This window comes from Tenacibaculum jejuense (genome assembly GCF_900198195.1).
In the GTDB taxonomy this organism is placed as follows: domain Bacteria; phylum Bacteroidota; class Bacteroidia; order Flavobacteriales; family Flavobacteriaceae; genus Polaribacter; species Polaribacter jejuensis.
Map to the genome: position 1 here is coordinate 1,837,195 of NZ_LT899436.1, position 19,625 is coordinate 1,856,819.

Genomic DNA, 19,625 nt, shown 5'->3' on the forward strand with positions numbered 1-19,625 from the left:
TCAGGTTTAGTTTTTAATACCAACTAGTTTTGGAGTGTAATTAAAAACTAAATATTATGAAATGTATTAAAGCAACCTTAGTAACAATTTTAATATCAATCAGTGCTTGTGCGCAAAATACTCCAGAAATTCCAACTCCTCCACAAGCTCCAAGTTCAGGAAATTCGCATACAGAAGTAACTACATCATCATCGTCTAGAATAAGTAGTTCAACAAGTGTTTCTGATTCAAAAAAACAATACAAATTCAAATCTAAGTTTCATTCGTCAAAAAAAGATGGAGTTATAAATATTCTTACCGATGCTTTAGATAATATTAAAGAAAAAAAGAATAGAAGAGAGTTATTGTGGGAAATTGTAGAAAATGGAGAAGTAATTTTTGAATGTACTTTATCAAAAAATAGATTATCAATTTATTTAGATAAAAAAGCAACAAATTTTAGTTTCTATAAAAAAATAAAGTCGACAGGAGAAGATTTACAAGAGTTTATATCGTCACACAAAAGACATACCTTCCAAAGTAGAAGAGAAAATTCTATAGGAAGAGCAGAAGCAAGATTAGAAAGAGCCAAAAGAGAATTAGAAGCTTCAATTAAAAATCTAAAAGAAATAAAAAGAGAAAAAGAAGAAGAATCAGATGAAAGATATTAATATTTCAAAACAATGGATATTATTTATGGTGCTTACAGGTTTACTACATATCCATGCGCAGTGTGAAAAAATTAATATGTATAAACACTTCACCTTTGTAAATAATAATGATACAATTAATTATCATGCTTATGCTAAAGGTGAAGTTTCTTCCAAAGAGAATATACTATTGTTTATTCACGGATCAAGTTCAAAACCGTTTTACAGTTTTTTTAAAGAAAAAGGAATTCAATACAGAGGAAGTACGATGCCTTTTGATTTAAAAGAGATACCAGATGATTATGCTTTTTTTATCGTTTCAAAGAAATATATTCCATTTTGTGTTGATTCAGAAAAAGAGTTCAAAGCACCCGACATCTATCACAAAACAATGACTCTAAAACACAGAGCTTATCAAATAGATAAAGTATTAAAAGATATACTTAGTAATTACATTAAAAAACCAAAAAGAATAGTAGTAATAGGACATTCTGAAGGAAGTGATGTGGTAGCAAAATTAGGTTCAATTAACAAAGAAATAACACATGTAGGGTTTTGGTCAGGTAGTGGAAATTCTCAATGGTATGATTTTCCTCTTTTTATTAGAAAAGATGTTTTAACAGGAAAATTAACCGAAGAAGAAGGTTTAAAACAGATGGATTCTTTATTCATAAAATATAAAGAGATTGTAAAAAATAAAGATTCAATTCATAAAAAATGGTACGGACATCCTTATAAAAGATGGTTTTATTTTTCAGAGCCACCGATTGAAAATTTACTACAAATTAATGTTCCATTATATGTCGCTATGGGAGCTAAAGATACGTCGGTTCCAGTAGAATCTACTTATTTAATTCCTGTTGAATTTATAAGAAACGAAAAAGAAAACCTAACATTTAAAGTATATCCAAATTTAGATCATAGCTTTAACGAAAAGTTACCAAATGGGAAGAAGAAAAGGCATTGGAATACCGTTTTTCTAGACTTTATGAAATGGGTAAAAAACAATTAGCTGATTAAATGTTTGATTTATAGAAGTTAAAAAGAAATTGAATTCGTGAATAAATTGTTTTTTAGTACTTTAAAAAAAGTGTTTTCCTTAAATTATACTTAAAAAAAAGGTGGTCAAAATGGTGTTTTTTATGGTATTCGTAATGAAAACAACGATTCGTGTTGGAATTAATAATAAATAAATCAATTATATTTATTATTTTTGCATAGCAAAAACGATCAATATTATGGCAAAATTCGAACTAAAACTTCCTAAAATGGGTGAAAGTGTTGCAGAAGCAACGATAACTTCATGGTTAAAAGAAGTTGGAGATACTATTGAAATGGACGACACTATTGTTGAAGTTGCAACAGATAAAGTAGATAGTGAAGTTCCTAGTGAAGTAGATGGAAAATTAGTTGAAATTTTATTTGAAAAAGATGCCGTAGTTCAAGTTGGTCAAACTATAGCTATCATCGAAGTAGAAGGTGAAGATGCAGGAAATGCCGTAGCGCAACCAGAGCCAGTAAAAGAAACTACTTCTGAAGCAGTTGCTGAAGTAGAAAAAACTATAGAAGTAGCTAAAGAAACAACAACTTCTATAGATACTTCGTCTAGCGATCGCTTTTACTCACCATTAGTAAAAAGTATAGCAGAGAAAGAAGGTATTTCTCTTTCTGAATTAGAAGGAGTTAATGGAACTGGTAAAGATGGTAGAGTTACTAAAAACGATATTCTTGATTATGTTAACAATAGAGGTAAAGCTCCTGTAAAAACTAACGATGCTATTCAATTTGATATTGAAAAACCTAAAAAGGTTGAATCTGCTCCAATTACAATGAGTGGAGAAGATGAAATTATTGAAATGAGTAGAATGGGGAAACTGATCTCTAAACATATGGTAGATTCAGTACAAACTTCTCCTCACGTTCAATCTTTTATAGAGATCGATGTAACAAATATTGTTAACTGGAGAAATAAAGTTAAAAATGCTTTCCAACAAAGAGAAGGAGAGAAGTTAACATTTACTCCAATCTTTATGCAAGCTGTTGCACAAACGATAAAGAAACATCCTATGATCAATATTTCTTTAGATGGAGATAAGATCATCAAGAGAGGGAATATTAACTTAGGTATGGCTGCTGCACTTCCTGACGGAAACTTAATTGTACCAGTAATTAAAAATGCTGATGAATTAAGTTTGGTAGGAATGACTAAAAAAGTTAACGATTTAGCTACTAGATCAAGAGCTAATAAGTTAAAGCCAGATGATATTCAAGGAGGAACATACACAGTTACTAACATTGGTAGTTTTGGTAGTATTACAGGTACACCAATTATAAATCAACCGCAGGTAGCAATTTTGGCTTTAGGAGCTATTATAAAGAAACCAGCTGTTATAGAAACTCCACAAGGAGATTTAATTGGTATCCGTCACAAAATGATTGTTTCTCATTCTTACGATCATAGAGTAGTAAATGGTGCTCTAGGAGGAATGTTTATTAAAACATTTAAAGATATCATAGAAGCTTGGGATCCTAATCAAGATTTTTAATTTCTATAATAAAAAGCAAGATTTATTAAAATTGTAAGTGTTTTTTAACATTTTTAACTGGGGTTAGTTATTATTTTTATAAATAACTATTAACCACCTACTATTAATGATCAAATTTGTTAACGCAAGTTTTGAATTAAAAAACTATTGCTATTATTCAGGATTAAAGTTTATTCTAATTGTATTTTTTTTCAGTGAATTATTGCTTAATTCACAAAGTTTATATTTTAAAAATTATACAGCTATAGATGGACTTTCTAGCTCAGAAGTTTACGATATCACCCAAGATACCCAAGGGTATTTGTGGTTTGCCACAGACAGAGGTTTAACCAGATATGACGGAAGTAAATTTACACGCTACACAACAACAGACGGTTTACCAGATAATGTTGTCTTCAATTTTTTTGAACAAGAAGATGGAACAATTTGGTGTACAACACGCAGTCATAAAATTTTTTATTTTAAAAATGCCAAAGAAGGTTTCTGTAAGTATGCATACAATGATTTGATTTCAAATAACATATCTAAAAGAGCAATTTTATCGAATTTAGCAGTTTCAGACGATAATCATCTTTTATTAGCATATCAAAATTTTGATGGATTTTTACAAGTGGATGCTCAAGGTAATATTTTAAACTACCCGTATTCTTTCAAGTCAAAAGAAAAGAGAACTAACATTTACAAAGCACATAAGCTAGCCCCAGATTTCATTTTTGAAGATAATAGAGATTCCTATAAAAATGCAGCTCTAACACTTAAATGGCATTTGGATTCATTAAAGAACAATTCATCGTATACACGAACGCTTAAGTTTCCAAATCATAAGTTGAATATCGTTTCATTGGGAAACTCATTTTCATTAATTCATAGCTCTGGAAAAAAAACGAATAAAGTGTTATCAAGTTATAAAAAAGACGCTATTGCTATTATGAGTGGAAAGTACGATGAAGATACATTCTGGGTTGGCTACCAATATGGAGGCGTCATCTTAAGAGATTTTAAAGGGAATTTTAAAAATCATTTTCTTAAAAATGAATCAGTTACTAAATTGTATAAAGATCATGAAGGAGGAATATGGATAGCTACATTAAATGCTGGAGTATTCTATTGTAAAGAACCAGCGATACTTCATAAATCTTTTAAAAGTTATCCTGTTAGTTTAACTAAGAATGAAGAAGATGAATTGTATTTAGCTTTTCATAATGGAGAAGTGATAAAGAAAGATAAAAATCAATATAAATTGCTATATAAGTCGCTTAGAAGCTTTCCTGCTTATGTAAAATATGATAAAGAGTACAAAGAACTCTATTATGGAGATTTTAGTAAGAACTGGGAATTAGATAAAAATAGTAAGTTAAAAGGATATAAATATATTTATGGAATTTCAGACGATGAAAATAGTACTAAAGGTTTTGAGAAAAATTCTGTAAGAGTAGCTGTAAACGGAGAGTTTAAATCTATAAATATACCTGAACGAATATTTGATGTATCCACTAAAGAGAATGCTGTTTTGATAGGTACATTAGGCGGAATGTATATTTACGATAATGATAAATTACAACATCTAAAAAATAAATCATCTTACTATACACACAGAATTTCAGATATAGATTCTAAGTTTGATAATATTTATGTAAGTACTATGGGAGCTGGATTGGTCATTGAAAAAAAGGATACTATTTTTTCTATCAATAAGAAATCGGGTTTACTAAGTGATATCTGTACAGAAGTATTTGTAGAAGATCCATATACAATATGGCTAGGAACAAATAGAGGATTAAATCGAATCACGTTGTATAAAAATAACACCTATGATATTGATAAATTATCTATTAATGAAGGTTTACTATGTTCTGAGATTTTTGATATTGAAATCATCGATAAAAATATTTTTATTGCTTCAAAAGAAGGACTATTTAAATTTCCAAAGTCAATTTTTGATCATATCAAACAACAAAAAAAATGGTTAGAAATAGATCACGTGACTTTGGGAAACAAACGACTAGATTTTGAAGATTATATAGTTATAAAATGTCCAGATCCAGATCTTAAAATTGCTTTTAAATCCATATCGTTTAAAGATGAAGATGGAGCAGAATATCGATATAAAATTAACGAAAATAGTGAATGGAATTACACAAATAATTCTTCAGTTGATTTGCCAGATTTAGCTTTTGGCAATTATTTATTCAAACTTCAAATCAAAACTGAAGACGGAATGTGGAGAGAATCTATTCAAAAATCAATAATAATACTTGCACCGTTTTGGAAAACATGGTGGTTTAACCTAATAATAGTAGGAGTTGTAGTACTTCTTGTATTTCTGTCGTTTAGATTTAGAGTCTTAACTTTTGATAAAAAGTTAGCAAAGATTATTTATTTTGCGATTCTTAATAAGTTGAGATATAAAGAAGAAGAGTTGTTTGTTAACATAAAAAGTGATGGGAAAATCATAAAATTAGTCTCCAATGAAATAGGATATTTTAAATCTTCTAGAAATTATGTTGAAATTTACACAGCCAATAAAAGATATTTAATTAGAAAAAAACTAGATGATTTTTATCATGATTTACCTGATTTAGTAGAGTTTACAAAAGTACATCGTTCATATTATGTTCGATTAGATAAAGTTGCTGAAATTAAAGGAAATAAAGAATTATCAGTTTTCAATACAACCATACCAGTAAGTAAAACTTATGTAGATAATTTAAAAAGAATCTCTGCATAACTATATCTTTTTGTCCCAAAAAAAATACAATTAGTCCCAAGTCAGTATTTTACGATTAGAACTATAAATGTTTCTTGTAGTGATTATTGTTGAATTCATCACATTTCTTTGTGATAAGTAAAAAAGCTTTCTTTACGTAGTTAACTTTAACTAAACAAAATCTCATTCGCGAAGAGTAGATGTAAGCTTGAATATCTATAAAAACATCAAGATTTTTAACCAAAAATTCAATTTAAAATGAAAAAATCAATTTCAACATTAGGAAAAGTAATTACTAAAGAGGATCAACTTTCTATCAAAGGTGGTAGAACTGTTAGTTATGAAGAAACTAACGGAATTTGTTTTAAGATCGTTTACAAAAACGATGGATCAGTAGCTAAACTTAAGTACAAAGCCAAGTTTGCTGATAGATGCTAAACATTAAATAATTTATCATTTTAATTACAGATGATATTCATATAAAATTATGAAACCTTTGAAGTTAACTTCAAAGGTTTTTTTATGTTGTATTTGGTAAGATATACTAACAATTGAAATAGAAATAATTCCTTTTCTTTATTTTTGAGAATAAATCTTATAACCATGTTTAAAAAGTTTATTTTTCTGTTCTTACTAAGTGTATATTCATTTAATGTATTAAGCCAAGAGAAAGTATTATTACGTTTAAATTATAAGAAAGGTGATCAATACGAAACTCATGTCAAAATGAATCAAGACATGGGATCTACTGTGATGAAGATGGAAATAAAGATGAAAATGAAAGTAGAGAAACCATTAGAAAACAAAACAAGTTACGATACGAAAAGTGAGTTTACATATTTAGAAACTGTTATTGTAAATGATGGTAAAAAAGAGATAGACTATAATTCTAACATGAAAGAAGAAGAATTGTCTGAAGAAGGAAAAAAGTTTCGAAATAATATGGCTCCATTTTTAAATACAAAAATGTTTATTAATATAGATGGAAGAGGTAGACCTACTTTACTTAAATTAGAACCAGAAGTAAAAGGAGTAGATCAATTAACAAATCAATTTCAGATGGTTATTTATCCTGAAGAACCAGTTAGTGTAGGTTCAAGTTGGACAGATACAAAAAACACAAATGGTGTAGATGTTAAGTTAACTTACACAATAAAAGAAATTACTACAGATAAAGTTTTTGCAGAATTATTTGGGAAAATTCCTCTATTACCTGGTTCAAGAATAAAAGGAATGTTAGAAATTGATAGAAAAACAGGAGTTACATTGTCATCTAGTTTTAATATGAAAGCAGATAATCCAATAATGAAACTAAATAACACAACTACAGTGACTGTAAAGAAACTATAGATAAGAAAACGAATAATATGAAGGTGTAATTTTACTTGTAAATATTTTCGAGTGCTTTTTTTAGAGATTCATATTTAAAGTTATATACTTTTTCAATTTTTTCAGTAGAAACTCTACTCCCTTGTAATACTATAACGGCCAATTCACCAACAACTAATTTCAATACAAACTTAGGAACATTAAAAGGAGTAACAAATTTACCTAACACTTTACCAAGAACTTTGGTAAAAGATAGGTTAGTTTGATGTTCTGGTGAAGAAGCATTGTATATTCCTGTAAATGAAGAATCTTCTACCGCTTTCACATACATATTACACAAATCTTCAATGTGAATCCATGGAAGATATTGTTTACCAGAACCAAGCGCAGATAAGAAAAGAGGAGTATTCATCTTTTTTAGTGCACCACCATCTTTACTTAATACAACACTTGTTCTAAGTATAGTTACAGGTACTTTTAAATTTTGAAATTGATGAGCAGCTTTCTCCCATTCAATACATATTTTAGCAATAAAATCTTTAGCTGGTTGATCTTTTTCTTTGAAAATAGTTTCTGAAGTCGTTGCGCCATAATACCCAATTCCTGAAGAAGAAATAAAACCTTTTAAGGCGATATTATTTTCTTCAATTTTTTCAAATAATAAATTAGCAGACAAAACTCTACTGTCAATCAATTCTTGTTTACGTTTTTCAGTCCATTTTTTATCGGCTATACCAGCACCAGCAAGATGAATTATGTAATCTAAATTTTCTAAAGCTTTAGGATCCACATAATTTTTTTTCAAATCCCACTTAAAGTGATGTTCTTTTTTGGGATTTCTAGAAAGAATAACAATCTCGTGATTCTTCTCTTTTAATTTAGTTTCTAGTAGTGTTCCAACTAGTCCTGTTCCTCCAGTTAATAAGATTTTTGCCATACAGTAAAAATAAAGAAAACCGTAGTGTTTTACTACGGTTTTTTAAAATTATATTATTTTAAAATGAAATTATTTAATTTCTTTTAAAGTGTTTGTGATTAATAACTTTAACTGGTTTTTATGTGCTTTTGTAGCAATATTTCCAGTACCATTACTCACCCAAGATTTAATATTCTTTAAGTTATATAAAGCCATAGCTTTAGAAGCATTTGTAAATCTATTTTTTCCTCTTCCATTTACCATACTTAATAACATCTTAGTGTATTGAGTTTGTAAATTTTGACGGAAAGAGTTTACTGAACTATAAATATCGTTTTTGAAAATAGCATTGTTTAAGTCCGTCATAAATTCTGAAAGGCGGTACTTGTTTCCATATAATTCAGAATCACTTATACGTTGTAAGGTATTTGGATGTAAAATATGACTCAAAACCCTTGTTTGGTAAGACAAAACTTGTGCATGGATTTTTGGGTCTTCTGGACCACTGAAGAAATTATAACCACGTCTTTGTGCTGCCAAGTAATTATATAATTCTTTTGGAGCTTTAAATGCATTTGGTGCAAAAATATATGTTTTTAAAGCATTCATAGCTCTCTTTTGATCTGTATAACTTACAGGAGTATAAGGTTGAGATTCTCCTTGTTGTCCAGCCATAGCTCTATCAACATAAACTCCACCAATAAATCTAGAGATTACATCTCCAGCTCTGGCAGCTTGACCACTTAATATGTAGTAAGCATTTCTTAATTCTTGATAAGATTCACCAGTTCTAGTTAATTTAGATTTGATATTTTTCTTAACGTTGTTAGCCAATTTAATACGATCAATAGAATATGAAATTTGATCATTAGATAAATCACCAGTCATAACTCTTGGATCAATTGCTTTACCAGGAGAACGCATATCATCTGCATCATTTCCAAAGATTAACTCAGGTTTTGTCGATTGCGCTAATAAAGCATCCATTTCAGTTTTATTTCCAAATGGAGTATATCCAAATTGAATAGCCCAAATATCATAAGGACCAACAGCTGTATCATGGTACTGTCCTTGTTTTGCAGGATCTAAAGTTAAATTAATAGCTGCATAATCCATCACAGAACCAGTTAAACATTTTCCTTTAATAAACTCTGGATTAGCTAACTCAGCAGGAGAAAATAACTGACTAGCTTTCATGTTGTGATTTAAACCTAAAGTATGTCCAACTTCATGCATAATTAAAGCAATCATAGCTTCACGTTTCATTCCTTCCATTTCCATATCAGAAGCACCAGTTGAAGCCAATACAGTTTTACCAAACATTGTATTTTCATGCATTACATGTCCTGCAGAACATAACATGTGATTATCTTTATTTAAGAATAAGTTTTTATGAGTTTCTTCTTCAGAATTAAAAGTAGCAGCAGCGTTAAAAATTCGATCTATACGAACTCGATTTGTAAAATGTACATATTCTAACATGATATCTGCACCTAAAATTTCACCAGTTCTAGGGTTCACAAAACTAGGTCCATATCCACCAAATGGAGGATTTGGAGAAGAAGTCCAACGTAATACATTATAGCGAACATCACCAGCATCCCAGTCGGCATCATCAGGTTGTACTTTTACAACCATTGCGTTTTTAAAACCAGCTTTTTCAAAAGCAACATTCCAAGCCAAAACACCTTGCTTAATCGTTTCTCTCCATTCTAACGGAGTAGAATTTTCTATCCACCAAGTAATTGGAGTTACAGGTTCAGAAATAGCAGCATTTGGATCTTTTTTAACTAATCTCCATCGATGAACAAAATCTCTGTAGTTTGTTGCACCTGTGCTTGTCATATCATTTACCTGAGTAGTAAAATAACCAACTCTAGGATCGTCAAAACGGCTTTCATATCCTTCTTTAGGCATATTCATGAACGTATGAAAAACTTTTATAGAAACATATCTTCCATCTTTAATAGCAGAACTTCCACCGTTTAAAACACTTGGATTATTGTAAACATATTCTGTTTTAATATTAGTGTTCTCTGGATAGTTTTTAATAGAATTTACTTTCGATTTGTTTTTATCAAAACGTCCTAATTTAAAAGAGAAAGGAGATCTTCCAGGGAAACTAGGAGACTTTACTCTAGTTAAAGCTTCAGATAGGAACAATCCACTAGCATCTATTAAATACTCACCCTTCTTTTTATCTGTAGCTAAAATTTTTGCACTTGCGATTAAAGCATCACTTGTATTTGCTTTAGCAGATTTAGAAATTGCATTATTTTCATCAAAATAAAATGAAGTATTAGGAGCTACAAATTCTATTTTATTAAAATATTTTTTGATGTTAAAAACACTTGATCCTCTGTAAGAACCTCTAAAAGCATTAGCTTCTGTAACACCATCTGCAATTTGAGAAAAGTAAATAAAATCTTTATTAAGTTGATCTTTCTTTACTAATAATTTCACTGATCCTGTAATTGAATCTTGAAATATGGTAAATAAACCTTCAATTTTCGCACTTTTCTTAGTAAGATCAGCAATAGTTTTTGTTGGCTTTTTTTTAGGCTTTTTAGGCATTTCCATTTTAGCCTTGTTTTTGTCTTTTTTCTTTTTCCTTCTTTGAGCATTACTATCATTAATACTAAAAAATAACAATGCCAAGAAGATAGATAATACTAATCTTGGTTTTTTCGTAAACATTTTACTAAATTTTAAATTGATTTTCTTTAATGAAATGCAAAAATATTATTAAAAAATTCAAATAATTGTTAACGATTTAATAAATAGTGTTATTGGTTTTTAATATTTTGTTTACATAATGGAATGAGATTTTAGTTTTTTACGAATTTAATTTCAATACATAAGCGAATTGATTTCTTCCATGACAGATTGGAAAAGATATTTTTATGGTAATTGAATATAAACATGTATTCATTCGTAAAAACAAAAAGAGTGTATCTTTTAATACACTCTTTTTAATAGTTTCTATTTGTGTGTTTAAACTTATTCTTTATCTAATTTCTTGGTTAGATAGAAACCTAAAAGTAATGCTCCACCGCCACATAAAAAGATAGAAGACGTATAGAAAACGTGAGATTCTATAATAACTCTACCAGAATTAATCGTTTTCATTTGTTCTTCAATAGGAACAGCAAAATAATGACTTAACATGGCTCCAAGTAATATACCGACACCAATTCCCATTAATAATAAAGCAAAATTTAAAATAACAATTCTCCCAGTTAATGTTGATCTTTTTCTTTCTCCAATTGAAAATATTTTAGCTTCTTGTCCTTTTTCAATTAATGCTAAACGTTCTCTATTTCTTGTAGAATAGTATAAATAAAAGATTCCAAAAATTACAGCGAAAAAAGAGATAAATACTAATGCAACTTCCATATGTGTTATATTTTAAATGTTTTTATTGTGTTTGTAATTGAGACCGTATGATTTTAAAAAAGGTTACAAAAAATTAAAAAATCTTTTTTTTAATTTTTTGTAACCTTTTTAAATTGGAACCAGTCTTACAAAAAATGACTATTAAAAACGACCAAACTTATATATTAAAAACCTTAGATGGTGATACCAATTCCTTTGCTTTTTTAGTAGAGAAATATAAGGTAATGGTATATAGTTTAGCTACAAAAATGCTTAATAATAGGGAGGAAGCCGAAGAAGTTTCTCAAGATACTTTTATAAAAGCTTATAAAAATTTGAGTAAATTTAAAGGAGACTCTAAGTTTTCTACATGGTTGTATAAAATAGCTTATAGAAATTGTTTAGACGCCATTAAGAAAAACGAGAAAAAGTATGTTACTGATGTAATCGATGAAATAACGGAGAATAAAGTAAGAAGTACAGATAATGTTTTAGAACAAATTACCAAAAGGGAACGTAACGATTTGTTAAAACAATGTCTGCATAAATTACCAGAACAAGAACGTTCTATTCTATGGATGTTTTATTTTGATGAGCTAAGTTTAAAAGAGATAAAAGAGGTTACTGAACTTACAGAATCAAACATTAAAGTAACGTTACATAGAGCTAGAAAAAGATTAGTATCTATTATTAACACGAATGTTAAATCTGAATTGATTAATTATGGATCATAATAAAGAACAGAAGTCGTTAGAAAGGTTTAGTGAAAAGTATATTAAAGAGCTAGAAGTTGAGGTACCGCCTTTAAATTTTACGAGCTCAGTTATGGACACAATTATCCAACAAGAAATTGAGAGTGCAAAGGTTTATGAATATACACCGTTAATTTCAAAAAGAACTTGGATAATATTATCGACTTTTTTTACGATCATTATTGTATTCGTTCTAAGAACATCTCCTTCCAGTATATTTTCTAATTTTAACTATGATTTGAATTTTCCTAGTATTAATATTTTTGAAGGAATTAAATTTTTTACCATATCTAAAATTACAAGTTTTATATTAAGTTTTTTATTATTAATGATTTTAAGTCAGTTTTATTTTTTTAAGAAAGTTTTTGAACGTAACTAAATTTTAATAATTAAAAATCAGTATATTATAAATAAAATGTTATATTTAGTAAATAACAAAAAATAGAGAATTAACCCCGAAGAATTTTTTTGTAAAATTCATCATAACCAGTTTGTAATTTATGAAATATTCACGTCATTTATTAATAGCTTTTTTAATAGGTTCTTTTAGTTTAGCACATTCGCAACGAGTTAAAAAACGAGAAGTTAAAAAAACAAAAACCAATAAAGTAACAATGGTTGCTTCAAAAGATAAAGACCAAAAGAAAATTAATGCAAATAGAAATAAAAGTACTTTATCTAAAACTTTAAAAGTAGAAAAACCTAAGGCAGTGAGACAAAAAAAAACTGACGATACGCCTATTTTAAAAAGAAAAAAAAATTAAAAATATAGATATTAAAACTCTCGCAAAACGAGAGTTTTTTTATTGTCTTAAAAAGCGTAAAGTGGTTATTTTTCCATTATTAACTTCATATATAGCAACAGTTTTAAAACTTTTACCATTCACAGTAATTTGTTCTTCATCTATTACTTTATTTCCTTTTATAATTCTAGTTAATGTTTTGCAATTTAAATCTTTAACTGATTTAAACATAGGTCCGTAAACCAATTTCATCTTTTTCTTTCCTTCATAGTTTAGTTTATCTAAATAAGTATACACCTTTACATTATCACTAAAAGTGGCTAAAAAAGATTTTAAATCTCTATTGTTATAAGCTTCAATTTGCTTTTGTACAACGTGTTTAGGAGATTCTTCAGCAACGATAGCCAATTGAGTAGCATCCTTGTTTACAGTAATTCTAGAAATATTATTAATTTCTTCATTAGTAAATTGATGAAATAAAGACCAACCTTGATCTTTTTTTGGATGATATTTGAAAATTACATTTTTACTAGAAATCAATAATGTACCATCTGGTAACCAACAAATGTCTTGGTTTTCCATAATATTAGTTATCGATTTTTTTTCTAAAGTTTTAGGATTTAAAGACCAAACTTGCCATGTTTGTCCACTTTTCTTTATATAACTAATAAGTTCTGTATTGGGTATTTTGTGAAAAGACCTTCCTACATTTTTAATTAAAGGAATGCTTTTTTGAGTTTTAATGTTGGTTACATTCAACTCTAAAGAATCATTAACTATTGCAGAGGAAACTAAAGTATTGTTATCAAACCAAACAGGATAGGCCACGACTAAGTCGTTTATTAATGTTTTATGTTTTCCAGAAGTAAAATCATATTCATAAAACAATTGTTTACCATCTTTATCTAATCGAACAGCAGAAATATTCTTTGATCCAGGAATACGTTGAGGAGAGTATTCACCACCATTTGGAGTATTATTAATGAAACTAATTTTACCTGTTCTTATATTATATTTAGCAATATCTGTTTGTTTATTTCTTGTTGAAGAAAATACTATTGTATTGTTATCATAAAAGTGAGGTTGATTATCGTAGGCTTTATTATTAGAGATATTTTTGCCGTTAGATACTTCCCAATCTTTACCATTTTTTTTGATATCAAATAAATGTACTTCAGTATTTGCTTGTGCTAACGCAAATAAAGGAAGAAAGAATAAGATTAGCTTTTTCATAAAAGTGGTTTAAAGAGTTAAAGGTAATAAAACTCATTTCAATTCGAAAATTATGAAGAAACAGAAGTACTTCATCTGATAAAAACTTGTTAATTTTTGATAATATTCGCAAGTATGTACTTTAGAAATAATTTTTAACAGTAATTTTACCAACCAAATTTATTAGAGTTATGAGGTTTTCAAAAATAGGATTAGTACTAGTATTTTCAAGTATATTATGTGTTGCTTGTAAAACAAATGAAGTAAAAGAAGTAAAAACCCAAGCAACTCAAGAAAAAACTACGTTTAACGATGCATTAGTAACATCTTTTAGTGCATGGAAAAAAAATCCAGTACCATTAGTAAGTGCTCATAGAGGTGGACCTTATCCTGGTTACCCAGAGAATGCAATTGAAACTTTTAATAACATAGTAAAGCACACATCTACTGTTATAGAATGTGATGTTGCGATGAGTAAGGATAGTGTTCTTGTTTTAATGCATGATAGAAATTTAGATAGAACAACCACAGGAACAGGAGCTATTAAAGAAACGAGTTTTGAAGCACTACAAAAATTAAGACTTGTAGACAACAATGGAACACAAACTGATTTTAAAATCCCAACTTTAGATGAGGTTTTATCATGGGGAAAAAATAAAGTTCTATTTACTTTAGATGTGAAAAGAGGAGTTCCTTTTGCTAAAGTTTTAGAATTGGTAGAAAAACATAATGCAACAGATTATGCAGCAATCATTACTTACAGAGTTTCAGATGCAAAATTAGTTCATGAGTTAAATAAAGAAGTGATGATTTCTGTTTCTGCCAGAGACGAAGGGGCTTTAGTACAAATTGAAAAAGCGAATTTACCTGCAGATAAATTATTAGGTTTTGTAGGTACTCGTCAACCTGATGAATTCCACTACAAGAAATTGAAAGAAAAAAGAATAAAAACGATATTAGGAACTTTAGGAAATCTGGATAAAAGTGCAGTTGCTAAGGGAAATGATGATGTTTATATTACTTATTTGAAAAATGGAGCTAATATTATAGCTACTGATCGTCCTTTAGAAGTAGCGAAAGTTATCAAAAAACATCAAACTAAGTCTTAGTATTTATGTAATTGGAAGGCAAATTTCCTGTATGTTTTTTAAAAGCTTTTCTAAACGAATCAGAGCTTTTATATCCTAGTTCGTTTGCGATACTTTCTATGCTATAGGATTTATATCTTTTATCATGATCGAGTTTATCAAGTACATATGTTATCCTTAATGTATTTATATATTCGTTAAAGCTTTTGTTGTAATGTGAGTTAATTGCTTTAGATAAGTAGGTAGTATTTGTATGTATTTGTTTAGCTGTAGTGTATGCATTACAGTTTACATTCAAAAAGAATTTATCTTTTTCTAATTCTTTTAATGCTTCAATGATATGTTTAACAATTTCAGGTTTTACTGTAGTTTGCTTCTTTTTTTCTGATTTTGATTGTATTTTGAGTAAGTTATGTAGTGAAATTACATGTATTCTTTCTTTAGTTTTTTTATAATTGTAAAAATATATAAAAGTGATACACAAACTTCCTACTAACAGAATGACGATGATATTCAAATAATCAACTTTATACGAGGTGTCATTTTTTTCAATGTTTAATTTTTGTAGTTGATCATTGTAATTTTTTCGTTCATTTTCCCGTATGACTTGCGAAACTGAATCTAAAAGACTTTGCAGTTGTTCGGTTGCTTTATTATGATGATTATAGTAGAAACTAGAGTTTTTAAAATCACCAATTTTTTCATAAGTTTTAGCTAAAAGTAGAAACTCTGGGCTCAACCAAGGATAATCCTCTTTATCTATATTTTGTAAAGCTTTATGTGCTTCAGTAGTAAAAATAGTTTTATAAAATTCATCTTGATGAAAATAGGTATTTATTAAAATAAAATGATTAAAATAATTTTGTTGATTATGTTTAGCCTTATTTAAATAATATTCAGAACTCTTTTTATCATCCAATCTAGCTTTGGTATAAGCGTTTAAAAGAAACATTCTAGGAAATAGTAGTGTATCGTTTAAAGATTTGATTTTAGAACTGTAAATAGTGTTATACTTCACAATAGAATCTGTGTTTTTAGATTCATACAATATATAGTGACGAAGAATTAGCTCAAGTGTTCTCGATGTATATATTAGAACGTTTTTTTGATTTTCTTTTGTCGTTTCTTTTAATTCTAGTTCTCGATATAGTGTTTTTAAGTTGTTTAAACCTTTAGCCTTATCTATAGTAAAAGAAAAAATATAAGCTTTATATAATTTTGAAATAGTTTCTATTATTTGATCTTTTTCTGAAACAGAAAGGATTAAACTACGATCAAAATGATGTAATGATTCTGACCATTTTCCTTTAAAATAAGTTTTATATGCTTTGAGGATACTTAGTTTGGCTTTGTACGGATGATTTATGAGTTTAACTTTGGCAAATTCCTCATAATTATTCAAAGCTTTTTTATACGTTTTATCTCCTTTTTTCATTGCAATAAATGCTTTTAAAAACAGAAGATCTCCCTTTAATTGATAATTGTTAGTTTTTTCAATTTTGTAGGTTATACCATCCATTATCTTCTCGATTGATTTATAGTTTTTCTGTTGGTAATTCTCTAATACTTGATATAAGGTGAGTCCAGTCAAACTTTCAAAAGAGTCTAATAATTCAAAATTTTCATTTTGAGTATAACAATGAACAATGGAAAAATAGATAGCAATAATAAAAATAGAGGTGTTTTTCATATACCTATAAGTAGGATAGTAATAGCTAACGTAACATTATAAATCTTAAAAAAAGTAATAATAAAGATGTTCTATACCTAAATTTATAAATATGGGTTTTACTTCTATCATTACTGTAACACTTTTATTTATTGACTTTGAAGAGATTAAGTTCCCTAAATTTATAAAACTATGAATACACTTCTTGTAGAACATTATTAGTTGATTTTTCTTTGAAGTGGAAAAAGGAAATAATTCCAATACGTATTTATCCATTTTATTTTTCGCGAAGAAAGACATTAAAGTGCCTTATGTCTTAAAATAGTAAGGCTATAACTTTTACTTAAATAATTCGAAATATGAAAAAATCGATATTAAACTTAGGAAAATCGTTAACAAGAGAAGATCAGAAACAAATATTAGGAGGAAGATTAAGAGATCCTGATGAAAGTCCGGGAGGTAATCCATGTGGTTTTATGACTTGCATGAATAAATTTGGTAGGTGTGCAATGTGTTCTTTTGATGAATGGCATGCAAACGAGTGGGGATATAATACAAATCATCATTAAAAAAATAGAAATGAAAACATCAATATTAAACTTAGGAAAACTATTAAATAAAGAATCTCAAAAGGAAATAAAAGGAGGATTACGTCACTTTTTTGGACACGAATGCAAACAACATGCAGATTGTGCAAGTCCAGATCATGATTTTTCAGCCTGTTGTTCTGGAGTTTGTGTGCATGCAATTTCATCTGATCATCTTCAAGGTTTAACGTGTTTATATTAAACAAAAAAAGAGAAGTTTTTAAAGCTTCTCTTTCTTTTACTGTTTTTGTGTTTTTACTTTATTGATGTTATCCATTGATCAATTTTATCTTCTAACAGAGCTAAAGGAATGCAACCTGTTTCTAAAACTTGATTATGAAATTGACGGATATCGAATTTATCACCTAATTCTTTCTTTGCTTTTTCACGTAATTCTCGAATTTTTAATTGTCCAATTTTATAGGATAAAGCTTGTCCAGGATTTGCCATGTAACGTTCAATTTCTGAAATAATACTAGCTTCACTTTCTGCTTCATTATCTAAAGAGTATTGAATTGCCTTTTCACGACTCCAACCTTTTGCATGTATTCCTGTATCGACAACTAAACGAATTGCTCTGTGCATTTCCATACCTAACATTCCAAAATATTGATACGGATCTGTATATAACCCTAACTCTTTACCTAAACTTTCAGTATAAAGTGCCCAACCTTCACCATAGGCACTATACCAAAGTGTTTTTCTGAAAGCAGGTAAACTCTTATTTTCTTGAGTTAACGAAATTTGATAATGATGACCGGGAATTGCTTCGTGTAAAAACAAAGCTTCATCAGAAAAAACATTGTATTTTGAAGCATCTGGAATAGGAGTGTAGAAAACTCCAGGTCTTGTTCCATCTAAAGAACCAGGGTTATACTCTGCACTAGCAGAAGCTTCCCTAAATTTTTCAGTTTGTTTAACGATAAAGTCAGTTTTAGGTTTGTTATCGAAAAGTTTCTCTAGTTGAGGTTTCATTCTATCATGAATCGCATTAAAATTATTAATGATCTGCTGAGGTTTTGTATAAGGCATTAATTCCTTATTGTTTCTAACGTAATCGAAAAAAGCTTTTAAATCACCATCAAAACCAACTTGTTTTTTAACTTTTTTCATTTCAGATAAAATTCTAGCTACTTCTTTTAAGCCTAATTCATGAATTTCATCAGCAGTCATAGTTGTGGTTGTATAATTTTTTATCGCGTGATTGTAATAATCTTTTCCTTCAGGAATAGCATCGATTCCACTTGACTCTAATCCTGCGGCTAAATAATCTTCTTTTAAAAATTCATATAAAGATTTAAAAGAAGGAATTAATTTATCGTTTAGCATTTCAGAATAAGCTACGATTAGTCTTTTCTGATCTTCTTTAGAAAAACTTTCTGGTATATTATTTATCGGGGTATAAAATAAATGTTTAGAAAAATCCTTGACACCTTCAGAAGTTTTTTCAACTTTAGCTAAACCTTTAAACTGAGGTATCACTTTCTTTATTAAAGATTTAGGTAATACATAACCTTCTTTAATTCCTTGTTGCATTCTTTTTTTTGCAGATTGTAACCAAATATTATATTGATTTAATCTACTGAGCCAGTTATCGTAATCTTTAACCGTTTTAAAAGGTTGTGCACTGCTACCGCTTGCGAATTGACCAACTTTTAAATTAATAGACCACATTTGATTGATAGGAAGTAATTGATCGTTTTTGAAACTCATTTGTTGTAACATCATATTACAATCCCAAGCAAGAATGGCTTTACTCATTTGCTGACTTTCTGTTAATGAATCCTTGGGAAATTCATTCAGTTTAATTTTATACGTAGTAAAAAAGTCTTTTGCTTTTAAAGCATATTCATCAGATAAAAAATTTGGAAATTTATCATTAAATCGATTATCTCCAGTAGAAGTAGCATTTATTGGATTTAGTTCTAATTTACCTTCATTATAATCATTTAAAAGCTGATTAAATGCAATATTAGGCACACTAATTTTAGATTTTTCTTCTTTAGATTCAGTTTTACAAGAAGCAAATACAATTGTACTTATAACCAGGGATAAGAATATTTTTTTCATTA

General features: G+C 28.5%; 18 protein-coding genes. 12 read left to right on the forward strand and 6 right to left on the reverse strand.

All coding sequences use genetic code 11. The features are described 5' to 3' along the window. Positions 1-56: 56 nt before the first annotated feature. From AQ1685_RS08230 to AQ1685_RS08255, 6 genes are all read left to right on the forward strand, one after another. Positions 57-650: a hypothetical protein gene (locus AQ1685_RS08230; protein WP_095071115.1), complete on the forward strand. Its 594-nt coding sequence runs from the start codon at positions 57-59 to the stop codon at positions 648-650. Next, a complete protein-coding gene (locus tag AQ1685_RS08235) occupies positions 637-1,641 on the forward strand; it encodes an alpha/beta hydrolase (protein ID WP_095071117.1) in 1,005 nt (334 codons plus the stop codon). Before AQ1685_RS08230 ends, AQ1685_RS08235 begins: the two co-directional genes overlap by 14 nt. A gap of 226 nt (positions 1,642-1,867) precedes the next feature. After that, positions 1,868-3,175 (forward strand): dihydrolipoamide acetyltransferase family protein, encoded by a 1,308-nt coding sequence (locus AQ1685_RS08240; RefSeq protein WP_095071119.1) that lies wholly within the window; start codon positions 1,868-1,870, stop codon positions 3,173-3,175. Positions 3,176-3,281: 106 nt separating this feature from the next. After that, on the forward strand, positions 3,282-5,903 hold the full coding sequence (locus tag AQ1685_RS08245; protein WP_095071121.1) for a ligand-binding sensor domain-containing protein: 2,622 nt from the start codon (positions 3,282-3,284) through the stop codon (positions 5,901-5,903). A gap of 237 nt (positions 5,904-6,140) precedes the next feature. Then, positions 6,141-6,320, forward strand: coding sequence for a hypothetical protein (locus tag AQ1685_RS08250; RefSeq protein WP_095071123.1), 180 nt, complete (start codon positions 6,141-6,143; stop codon positions 6,318-6,320). Between the two features lie 165 nt (positions 6,321-6,485). Beyond that, positions 6,486-7,232 (forward strand): DUF6263 family protein, encoded by a 747-nt coding sequence (locus tag AQ1685_RS08255; RefSeq protein WP_095071125.1) that lies wholly within the window; start codon positions 6,486-6,488, stop codon positions 7,230-7,232. Between the two features lie 31 nt (positions 7,233-7,263). Here AQ1685_RS08255 and AQ1685_RS08260 read toward each other — a convergent pair whose 3' ends face one another. From AQ1685_RS08260 to AQ1685_RS08270, 3 genes are all read right to left on the reverse strand, one after another. Next, positions 7,264-8,148 (reverse strand): TIGR01777 family oxidoreductase, encoded by an 885-nt coding sequence (locus AQ1685_RS08260; RefSeq protein ID WP_095071127.1) that lies wholly within the window; start codon positions 8,146-8,148, stop codon positions 7,264-7,266. Positions 8,149-8,217: 69 nt separating this feature from the next. Then, a complete protein-coding gene (locus AQ1685_RS08265; RefSeq protein WP_095071129.1) occupies positions 8,218-10,824 on the reverse strand; it encodes a zinc-dependent metalloprotease in 2,607 nt (868 codons plus the stop codon). Positions 10,825-11,127: 303 nt separating this feature from the next. Further along, complete coding sequence (locus AQ1685_RS08270) at positions 11,128-11,523, reverse strand: DUF6249 domain-containing protein (RefSeq protein WP_095071131.1); 396 nt, start codon at positions 11,521-11,523, stop codon at positions 11,128-11,130. Positions 11,524-11,657: 134 nt separating this feature from the next. Here AQ1685_RS08270 and AQ1685_RS08275 point away from each other — a divergent pair, with 134 nt between their 5' ends. From AQ1685_RS08275 to AQ1685_RS08285, 3 genes are all read left to right on the forward strand, one after another. After that, positions 11,658-12,236: an RNA polymerase sigma factor gene (locus AQ1685_RS08275; protein ID WP_095071133.1), complete on the forward strand. Its 579-nt coding sequence runs from the start codon at positions 11,658-11,660 to the stop codon at positions 12,234-12,236. After that, entirely contained in the window at positions 12,226-12,633 is a 408-nt protein-coding gene (locus tag AQ1685_RS08280; RefSeq protein WP_095071135.1) for a hypothetical protein, read from the forward strand. The genes AQ1685_RS08275 and AQ1685_RS08280 overlap by 11 nt, the downstream gene beginning before the upstream one ends. A gap of 121 nt (positions 12,634-12,754) precedes the next feature. Continuing rightward, positions 12,755-13,018 (forward strand): hypothetical protein, encoded by a 264-nt coding sequence (locus AQ1685_RS08285; RefSeq protein WP_095071137.1) that lies wholly within the window; start codon positions 12,755-12,757, stop codon positions 13,016-13,018. 39 nt (positions 13,019-13,057) lie between these two features. Here AQ1685_RS08285 and AQ1685_RS08290 read toward each other — a convergent pair whose 3' ends face one another. After that, positions 13,058-14,230, reverse strand: coding sequence for a nuclear transport factor 2 family protein (locus AQ1685_RS08290; protein ID WP_095071140.1), 1,173 nt, complete (start codon positions 14,228-14,230; stop codon positions 13,058-13,060). 170 nt (positions 14,231-14,400) lie between these two features. On the opposite strand from AQ1685_RS08290, the gene AQ1685_RS08295 reads away from it, so the two are divergent. Beyond that, the gene (locus AQ1685_RS08295) at positions 14,401-15,318 is read left to right on the forward strand and encodes a glycerophosphodiester phosphodiesterase family protein (RefSeq protein WP_095071142.1); all 918 of its coding nucleotides are present in this window, start codon (positions 14,401-14,403) and stop codon (positions 15,316-15,318) included. On the opposite strand, the gene AQ1685_RS08300 is transcribed toward AQ1685_RS08295, so the two are convergent. Continuing rightward, complete coding sequence (locus tag AQ1685_RS08300) at positions 15,308-16,987, reverse strand: helix-turn-helix domain-containing protein (protein WP_095071143.1); 1,680 nt, start codon at positions 16,985-16,987, stop codon at positions 15,308-15,310. The two genes, AQ1685_RS08295 and AQ1685_RS08300, sit on opposite strands and share 11 nt — an antisense overlap. 338 nt (positions 16,988-17,325) lie before the next feature. Here AQ1685_RS08300 and AQ1685_RS08305 point away from each other — a divergent pair, with 338 nt between their 5' ends. Next, the gene (locus AQ1685_RS08305; RefSeq protein WP_095071144.1) at positions 17,326-17,535 is read left to right on the forward strand and encodes a hypothetical protein; all 210 of its coding nucleotides are present in this window, start codon (positions 17,326-17,328) and stop codon (positions 17,533-17,535) included. 10 nt (positions 17,536-17,545) lie between these two features. Next, on the forward strand, positions 17,546-17,755 hold the full coding sequence (locus tag AQ1685_RS08310; RefSeq protein ID WP_157730156.1) for a hypothetical protein: 210 nt from the start codon (positions 17,546-17,548) through the stop codon (positions 17,753-17,755). Positions 17,756-17,808: 53 nt separating this feature from the next. On the opposite strand, the gene AQ1685_RS08315 is transcribed toward AQ1685_RS08310, so the two are convergent. Next, positions 17,809-19,623 carry a DUF885 domain-containing protein gene (locus AQ1685_RS08315; protein ID WP_095071147.1) on the reverse strand — a complete coding sequence of 605 codons (1,815 nt, stop codon included), beginning with the start codon at positions 19,621-19,623 and terminating at the stop codon, positions 17,809-17,811. Positions 19,624-19,625 lie beyond the last annotated feature (2 nt).

Excerpts from the sequence above, each read along its gene's own strand:
- AQ1685_RS08230 (WP_095071115.1), top strand. The coding sequence starts at position 57 with ATGAAATGTATTAAAGCAACCTTAGTAACAATTTTAATATCAATCAGT.
- AQ1685_RS08315 (WP_095071147.1), bottom strand. The coding sequence starts at position 19,623 with ATGAAAAAAATATTCTTATCCCTGGTTATAAGTACAATTGTATTTGCT.
- AQ1685_RS08305 (WP_095071144.1), top strand. The coding sequence starts at position 17,326 with ATGAAAAAATCGATATTAAACTTAGGAAAATCGTTAACAAGAGAAGAT.
- AQ1685_RS08250 (WP_095071123.1), top strand. The coding sequence starts at position 6,141 with ATGAAAAAATCAATTTCAACATTAGGAAAAGTAATTACTAAAGAGGAT.
- AQ1685_RS08245 (WP_095071121.1), top strand. The coding sequence starts at position 3,282 with ATGATCAAATTTGTTAACGCAAGTTTTGAATTAAAAAACTATTGCTAT.
- AQ1685_RS08265 (WP_095071129.1), bottom strand. The coding sequence starts at position 10,824 with ATGTTTACGAAAAAACCAAGATTAGTATTATCTATCTTCTTGGCATTG.
- AQ1685_RS08275 (WP_095071133.1), top strand. The coding sequence starts at position 11,658 with ATGACTATTAAAAACGACCAAACTTATATATTAAAAACCTTAGATGGT.
- AQ1685_RS08310 (WP_157730156.1), top strand. The coding sequence starts at position 17,546 with ATGAAAACATCAATATTAAACTTAGGAAAACTATTAAATAAAGAATCT.
- AQ1685_RS08240 (WP_095071119.1), top strand. The coding sequence starts at position 1,868 with ATGGCAAAATTCGAACTAAAACTTCCTAAAATGGGTGAAAGTGTTGCA.
- AQ1685_RS08255 (WP_095071125.1), top strand. The coding sequence starts at position 6,486 with ATGTTTAAAAAGTTTATTTTTCTGTTCTTACTAAGTGTATATTCATTT.
- AQ1685_RS08260 (WP_095071127.1), bottom strand. The coding sequence starts at position 8,148 with ATGGCAAAAATCTTATTAACTGGAGGAACAGGACTAGTTGGAACACTA.
- AQ1685_RS08270 (WP_095071131.1), bottom strand. The coding sequence starts at position 11,523 with ATGGAAGTTGCATTAGTATTTATCTCTTTTTTCGCTGTAATTTTTGGA.
- AQ1685_RS08300 (WP_095071143.1), bottom strand. The coding sequence starts at position 16,987 with ATGAAAAACACCTCTATTTTTATTATTGCTATCTATTTTTCCATTGTT.
- AQ1685_RS08280 (WP_095071135.1), top strand. The coding sequence starts at position 12,226 with ATGGATCATAATAAAGAACAGAAGTCGTTAGAAAGGTTTAGTGAAAAG.
- AQ1685_RS08290 (WP_095071140.1), bottom strand. The coding sequence starts at position 14,230 with ATGAAAAAGCTAATCTTATTCTTTCTTCCTTTATTTGCGTTAGCACAA.
- AQ1685_RS08295 (WP_095071142.1), top strand. The coding sequence starts at position 14,401 with ATGAGGTTTTCAAAAATAGGATTAGTACTAGTATTTTCAAGTATATTA.
- AQ1685_RS08235 (WP_095071117.1), top strand. The coding sequence starts at position 637 with ATGAAAGATATTAATATTTCAAAACAATGGATATTATTTATGGTGCTT.
- AQ1685_RS08285 (WP_095071137.1), top strand. The coding sequence starts at position 12,755 with ATGAAATATTCACGTCATTTATTAATAGCTTTTTTAATAGGTTCTTTT.